Source organism: Microbacterium sp. UBA837 (genome assembly GCF_002296025.1).
Classification (GTDB): Bacteria; Actinomycetota; Actinomycetes; order Actinomycetales; family Microbacteriaceae; genus Microbacterium.
In genome coordinates, this window is sequence record NZ_DBHD01000114.1 from 1 (window position 1) to 5824 (window position 5824).

Here is a 5824-nt window from a genome sequence, read left to right on the forward strand (position 1 = left end):
AATCACACCCGGACATCTTGACGTCAGGCAAGGCGCCCGGTCAACTCGCATCCGTCGCGACCCCGGACATCAGGGTTCGCCGCACCAGCTCCCCCACCGCGGAATCGGGCGACGCCGCGTCCCGCACGGCCGCGACGAGCAGTGAGGCCATCGCGGTGACGATCCACTCGGGCGCCAGGTTCTCGCGGAGGTGGCCTTCACGCTGGCCTCGCCGCACCACGTCGACGAGCGGCGCCAGCACCTGAGCGCGCTGGGCGAGGAAGCGCGGGTCGGCATCCGGTGCCTGCAGCAGCATGAAGCGCAGGCCCATGCCCTGAGCGCTCAGCGCTCGGATCACACGCTGCAGGACCTCGAGCGCGGTGCCCTCGTCGAGCCGGCTCTCGTCGAGCGCCCGTGATGCTCGGGCGAGCGCCTCCGAACGGATGGCCGCCTCGAGCGCCTCCCGATTGGGGAAGTGGCGGTACACGGTCGCCCTCGTCAGCTCCGCGACCCGGGCGATGTCGGCCATCGACGCCTCGGGGTTGCGGGCGAACTCCTCGGTGGCGGCAGCGATGAGCATGCCGCGGTGACGCGCGACGTCGCGGCGTCGCGGCGGAGGTGCCGACGGAGTGTCATCCATGGCCCCAGCATATCGAGCATCGACGCAAAGTGAGACACTAACGTCTCGTTTTCGGATATCATGGCGACATGAACTCAGCTCACGAGGGTGGACCTCCTCGGCCTGCCCTGGGGTGACACCGCGTACCCCGTTCTGGCTGTCCATCCCGCAATACGCCACCGAGCAGGTCCTCGAGTCGCGGCTCGCCGAACTCGGCGGTGCGGTGGAGTGGTGCACGACGTTCGTCGAACTCGACGAACGTGAAGACCACGTCGAGACCACCCTCGAAACCAGCGCCGGGCTCCAGACGGTGCGAGCGCGCTGGCTCATCGGGTGCGGCGGCGGCCGCAGCACGGTACGCGATCGCGTGGGACTTCGGCTCGACCGTCGTGACAGCGGGGTGCAGTTCCTGCTGGCGGATGTCGCGGGCTCGCTGCCCCTGGCGGAGGACGAGGGCTATGCCTACCTTCCGCCGCAGGGCTCCTCATCGTGGTGCCGGTGCCCGACCCGGGCCGCTGGCGCATCATCGCCCACGTGCCCGCGGCGGCGAATGCGGACGCCCCGGCGATCGACGCGGCCTACCTCGACCGACTCATCATGGAGCGCATGGGCCTCGAGTTCGAGGTGCACGACGTCGGCTGGACCTCGCGGTTCACCCTCACGCACGGCGTCGCCGACGGCTACCGGCGCGGTCGCGTGTTCCTCGCCGGCGACGCTGCCCACGTGCACAGCCCTGTGGGCGGTCAAGGCTTGAACACGGGGGTGCAGGACGCCCACAACCTCATCTGGAAGCTCGCGGAGGTCGATCGCGCGCCGTCACCGAGCACAGCCTGCACCCGGTTCTTGATCCGGGTGCAGGCGGTGCTGCAACAGGTGCGCTCTGGTGGTGGCCACCCGCCGCCGCGCTGGCGGCTCACGCTGCTCGTCACGCGTCGATGACCTCACCATCGGCGACGATCGCGGTCTGCTCGCGTGGCCCGTCAGGCCGACGGGTTGACGAGGATCTTCACCTGGGCGTCACGATGATCGCGCAACTCCGCGAAACCCCCGGAAACCACTGCGTCCAGACCTACCTCGCTCGTGATCATCGGCGCCGCCTTGATCTTCCCAGCGGCGATGAGCTTGAGCAGCTGCGGGATCTCCTCTTCCGCCTCGTAGCAGAACGTGAACAGCAGCTCGATCTCGCGGAGCAGAGGTCCCGTGAGTTCGAAGCTGGCCGGTCGCTCCCATGCGGCGACGACGACGAAGCGCCCGCGCTTGCGGATCGCCGCGGTCGCGGGATCGAATGCAGCCTGCACGCCCGCGGTATCGAAGCCGACGTCCGCACCCCGCCCGAACGTGAGCGAACGCGTGACTTCGACGGCGTCCTCAGTCGTCGGATCGATGACTCGAGTCGCGCCGAGTTCCGTCGCGGCCTGGCGGCGGCGCGGCGACACTTCGCTGACGATGACCTCGCTTGCTCCGGCCGCCACCGCCGCCTGGATCACGCCGAGGCCGATGGGGCCGGCACCGGCGACGTAGACCGTCTCACCGGGAGCGAGACGGCTCCGGCGGACCGCGTGGAACGCGACGCCGAGAGGTTCGACGAGGGCTGCTTCGACCAGCGACAGCTCGTCGGGCACGACGAACAGAGCGGAGGCGGGCACGGAGGCCAGCGGTGCGAGCGCGCCGTGACGCCGCAGCCCGATGAACGTGGGATTGTCGCAAATGCCGGTCAACCCGTGTCGACAGTAGTAGCACACGCCGCAGCCGGTCACCCCCACACCGGCGACGCGGTCACCGACACGGAATCCGTCGACTCCCTTCCCGAGGTCGACGACCGTTCCCGAGTACTCATGACCGAGAATCGTCTGCGGTAGGGCGAAATGCGGCCCGCTGAGGTACTCGTGCAGATCCGTGCCGCAGATTCCGGTGCGCTCGACCTGGATGACGACCTCGCCCTCGTCGGGCTTCGGTTCCGGGACCTCCTCGACGCGAACGTCTTCCTTGGCATACCACACTGCTGCCTTCATGAGATATCTCCTTTGATTTCTTGTCCATGCTCCGGGTCGGTTCAGTTGCTGCGTTGCGCTCCAAACGCGCCGGCTCTGACGGGGGACCCGTCGATCGCACGAAGCGACCCGGGGAGAGATGGCCGTTCAGCACGGCCTGAACGGCGTCCAGCCGACTCTCCGAGCCCATGCGAGGCTGGTCCGCACCCGTGGAGTAACCGTCGGTCGCGCATGAACTCATCGAACACCGGTTCGGGCGCATTCGTGATGGATCGGAGCAGCGACCGCCCGCCGTCCTCCAAGCCGATGTACGCGGAAGCATCCAGGAGCGCTTCGATCACACCGAGTTGCACGACGTTCGCTGCGGCGATCAGGGACGAGTAGCTCACGTCTCGCAACCTGACGTGATCGATCACGGCGAGCAACGCCGGGCGGGTGACGTGGCAGAGACCGGCACCTGCCAGACGAGCCAACGTTTCGGTCGTCAGCAGTTCGACGCCCATGCTCAGGTGGAAGCGGACCTGCATGAGCCGGGGATCGCGGACCATCAGCCGGCCCACGATGGTGCCGCGGTCTCGCTGGCCCACCCCACGGGGGCGAACCGAGCATCTCCACCGCCTGACGCGCCACGTCGTCGGGCAGGAAGGTGGGAGCGGAGCCTGTCGGCCGCAACTCCATCGCCCATCCTCCGGGCCGCGAGCCTGACATGACCGACGAGTCACTCTGCGGTGAGCTGGACCACGACGTCTCCATTCGAGGATTGTAGCTCAGCAACGGGGACGCCCTGGTGGACGCCTCCCTTGCGCTCGCGCCCCGGCGGATGGTCGTCGACGACAGTCACCGGGACTGGGCGTCGAAGCGACGTCGGGCAGCGTCGACCTCGTCGAGGTGCTCATCGGTCCAGCCCGCCAAGACGTGGAACGCGGGCAACAGGCTCCCGGCGAGGGGCGTGCTGCGGTACTCCACGCGCGGCGGGACCTCGGCGTGGTAGGCGCGCGCGACCAGGCCGTCACGTTCGAGCTTTCGTAGCCGCTCGGTGAGGACCTTCGGGGTGATGCCGGGGATCAGGTCGCGGATCTGCGAGAACCGGAGGGTGCCGTGCTCACTGAGCACCCACAGGATCTGCGAGGTCCAGCGCGGCAGCAGGATCTCCACCGTCGGGCCGAACGGGCACGGGTCGTCGGGGTGGTGCTTCGCCATGAGTATCCCCTTGGAAACTAGTATGGTATGCATACCATTATGGGGGCCATGGAACTTGGAATCTACTCATTCGGTGACCTGACGGGCGAACCGACCCCGCGGGCGGTGGGCCGGCGGCTGGACGCGTTGGTGCGCCAGGCAGAGGCGGCGGATGCGGGCGGGCTGGACGTCTTCGCGCTGGGTGAGCATCACCGATCGGATTTCGCGGTGTCAGCCCCGGAGGTGGTGCTCGCGGCGATCGCGGCGTTGACGAGCCGGATCAGGTTGACGACGTCGGTGACCGTGCTGTCCACGATCGACCCGGTGCGGGTGATGGAGCAGTTCGGCACTCTGGACCAGCTCTCCCACGGTCGCGCGGAGATCACCGCGGGCAGGGGCGCGTTCCCGGAGTCCTACCCCCTGTTCGGGTATGACATGCAGGACTACGAGGCGCTGTTCGAGGAGAAGCTCGGGTTGCTGATCCAGTTGAGAGATGCCCCGGATGCGCCGTGGCAGGGTCGCTTCCGCACCCCGCTGAGGGGCATGCACATCGGCCCACGGCCGGCGCAGGAGCGGATGCCGATCTGGATCGGGGTGGGCGGGACCCCGCAAAGCGCGGTTCGAGCGGGCACGCTCGGACAGCCGATGTTCCTGTCGCTGTTCACCGGCGCGCACCAGGGTGTGCGCCTGGTGGAGCTGTACCGGCGGGCCGGCGAGGCCGTCGGCCACGATCCCTCGGTGCTGCGGCTGGCGACCGGAGGACACATGTTCATCGGCCGGACCTCGCAGGCCGCGCAGGACGAGTTCTACCCGTATTACTCGCGCTACATGTCGCTGCATCCGTCGTTCCGCACCGGCATGCCGCGGGAGGTGTACGACCATTGGGTGCAGGCAGGGCTGCTGGCGGGCAGCCCGCAGCAGATCATCGACGGCATCCTCGCCCAGCACGAGCTGCTGGGCTCCGAGCGGTTCGTCGCCCAGTTCGACCCCGGGATGCCCGAGGCCGCCGCCGACGCCAACTTGGAACTGTACCTGACCGAGGTGCTCCCGGTCATCAAGGCCGAGACGGTCTCGGAAGATCGGGCTTCGTCGGGTGTGACGGCGTGAACGTCGGGATCGTCGGAGCCGGGAAGCTCGGCTCCGCGCTCGCCCGACGCTCCCTGAACGCCGGTCATGAGGTGCTGGTCGCCACCCGGCCCGGATCGGTCCAGTCCACGCTGGTAGTGGAGGTGATGGCCCCCGGCGCCGTCGCCGCACCGGTGCATCGGTGGGGGTCGGTGGATCTGGCGGTGCTCGCCGTCCCGTTCCACATCGCGCTGACCATCGACCTGCCGCTGCCCGAACGCACGGTGGTCATCGATCCGACCAACCACTGGGAGCCCGTCGACGGACCCCTGGCGGAGTTCGGGCGGCAGCCCGTCGGGGTCGAGTGCCGGGTAGCGCTCCTGCTGCCAGCCATCGGCCGAGATCGACTGCGTGAAGTAGCCCGCCTTGTAGAACAGCCCGACGCCGACGAGCGGAACCCCGAGGTCGGATGCCGCCTTCAGGTGATCTCCCGCGAGGATGCCGAGGCCGCCCGAGTACTGGGGCAGCGCGGCGGTGATGCCGAACTCCGGTGAGAAGTAGGCGACGAGGCGCGGGACCTCCGCACCGAGCGACTGGAACCAGCGCGGCTCGGCCAGGTACTCGCGCAGTGCCGCCCGCTCGCTCTCGGCCCACTCGACGTAGTCTCCGTCGGCCGCGAGCGCGTCGAGGCGCGCAGGGTCGACCTCGCCGAGGAACGCGACGGGATCCCGACGCGAACTCCGCCAGACGGCCGGCTCGATGTGCTCGAACAGGCGCTTCGTGGGCTCGTGCCACGACCACCGCAGGTTCCCCGCGAGCTCTTCGAGCGCCGAGAGCGCACCCGGGACGACGGCACGGACGGTGAACTTGCGAATCGGCTTCACCCGGTCAACCCTAGGACGGACGCGTGACGAACGTGTGAACGTCGAGATCCCCGCCGACGGCTGGAGCGCCCAGGAGCGCATCTCCGCCTTGCCTCACGTCAAGATGT

At 68.8% G+C, this 5824-nt stretch carries 6 protein-coding genes and 2 pseudogenes; 3 read left to right on the forward strand and 5 right to left on the reverse strand.

Annotated elements, in window-relative coordinates:
* Nucleotides 1–40: 40 nt before the first annotated feature.
* Nucleotides 41–619 (reverse strand): TetR/AcrR family transcriptional regulator, encoded by a 579-nt coding sequence (locus B3587_RS08720; protein ID WP_292727918.1) that lies wholly within the window; start codon nucleotides 617–619, stop codon nucleotides 41–43.
* Here B3587_RS08720 and B3587_RS08725 point away from each other — a divergent pair.
* Nucleotides 618–1537: pseudogene (locus B3587_RS08725) on the forward strand (FAD-dependent monooxygenase). The gene B3587_RS08720 and the pseudogene B3587_RS08725 overlap by 2 nt on opposite strands.
* 41 nt (nucleotides 1538–1578) lie before the next feature.
* On the opposite strand, the gene B3587_RS08730 reads toward B3587_RS08725, so the two are convergent.
* The 3 genes from B3587_RS08730 to B3587_RS08740 form a co-directional block, all read right to left on the reverse strand.
* Nucleotides 1579–2610: a 2,3-butanediol dehydrogenase gene (locus B3587_RS08730; RefSeq protein WP_292727920.1), complete on the reverse strand. Its 1032-nt coding sequence runs from the start codon at nucleotides 2608–2610 to the stop codon at nucleotides 1579–1581.
* A 41-nt stretch (nucleotides 2611–2651) separates the two neighbouring features.
* On the reverse strand, nucleotides 2652–3137 hold the full coding sequence (locus B3587_RS08735) for a hypothetical protein (RefSeq protein WP_292727922.1): 486 nt from the start codon (nucleotides 3135–3137) through the stop codon (nucleotides 2652–2654).
* Nucleotides 3138–3426: 289 nt separating this feature from the next.
* The gene (locus tag B3587_RS08740; protein ID WP_292727924.1) at nucleotides 3427–3789 is read right to left on the reverse strand and encodes a winged helix-turn-helix transcriptional regulator; all 363 of its coding nucleotides are present in this window, start codon (nucleotides 3787–3789) and stop codon (nucleotides 3427–3429) included.
* Nucleotides 3790–3837: 48 nt separating this feature from the next.
* Here B3587_RS08740 and B3587_RS08745 point away from each other — a divergent pair, with 48 nt between their 5' ends.
* Both B3587_RS08745 and B3587_RS15915 read left to right on the forward strand, forming a co-directional pair.
* Entirely contained in the window at nucleotides 3838–4875 is a 1038-nt protein-coding gene (locus B3587_RS08745; protein WP_292727926.1) for an LLM class flavin-dependent oxidoreductase, read from the forward strand.
* Complete coding sequence (locus B3587_RS15915; protein ID WP_414683130.1) at nucleotides 4872–5387, forward strand: NAD(P)-binding domain-containing protein; 516 nt, start codon at nucleotides 4872–4874, stop codon at nucleotides 5385–5387. The genes B3587_RS08745 and B3587_RS15915 overlap by 4 nt, the downstream gene beginning before the upstream one ends.
* Before the next feature lie 30 nt (nucleotides 5388–5417).
* Here B3587_RS15915 and B3587_RS15920 read toward each other — a convergent pair.
* Nucleotides 5418–5798 (reverse strand): annotated as a pseudogene (locus B3587_RS15920) (DUF3417 domain-containing protein); the annotation flags it as partial.
* Nucleotides 5799–5824 lie beyond the last annotated feature (26 nt).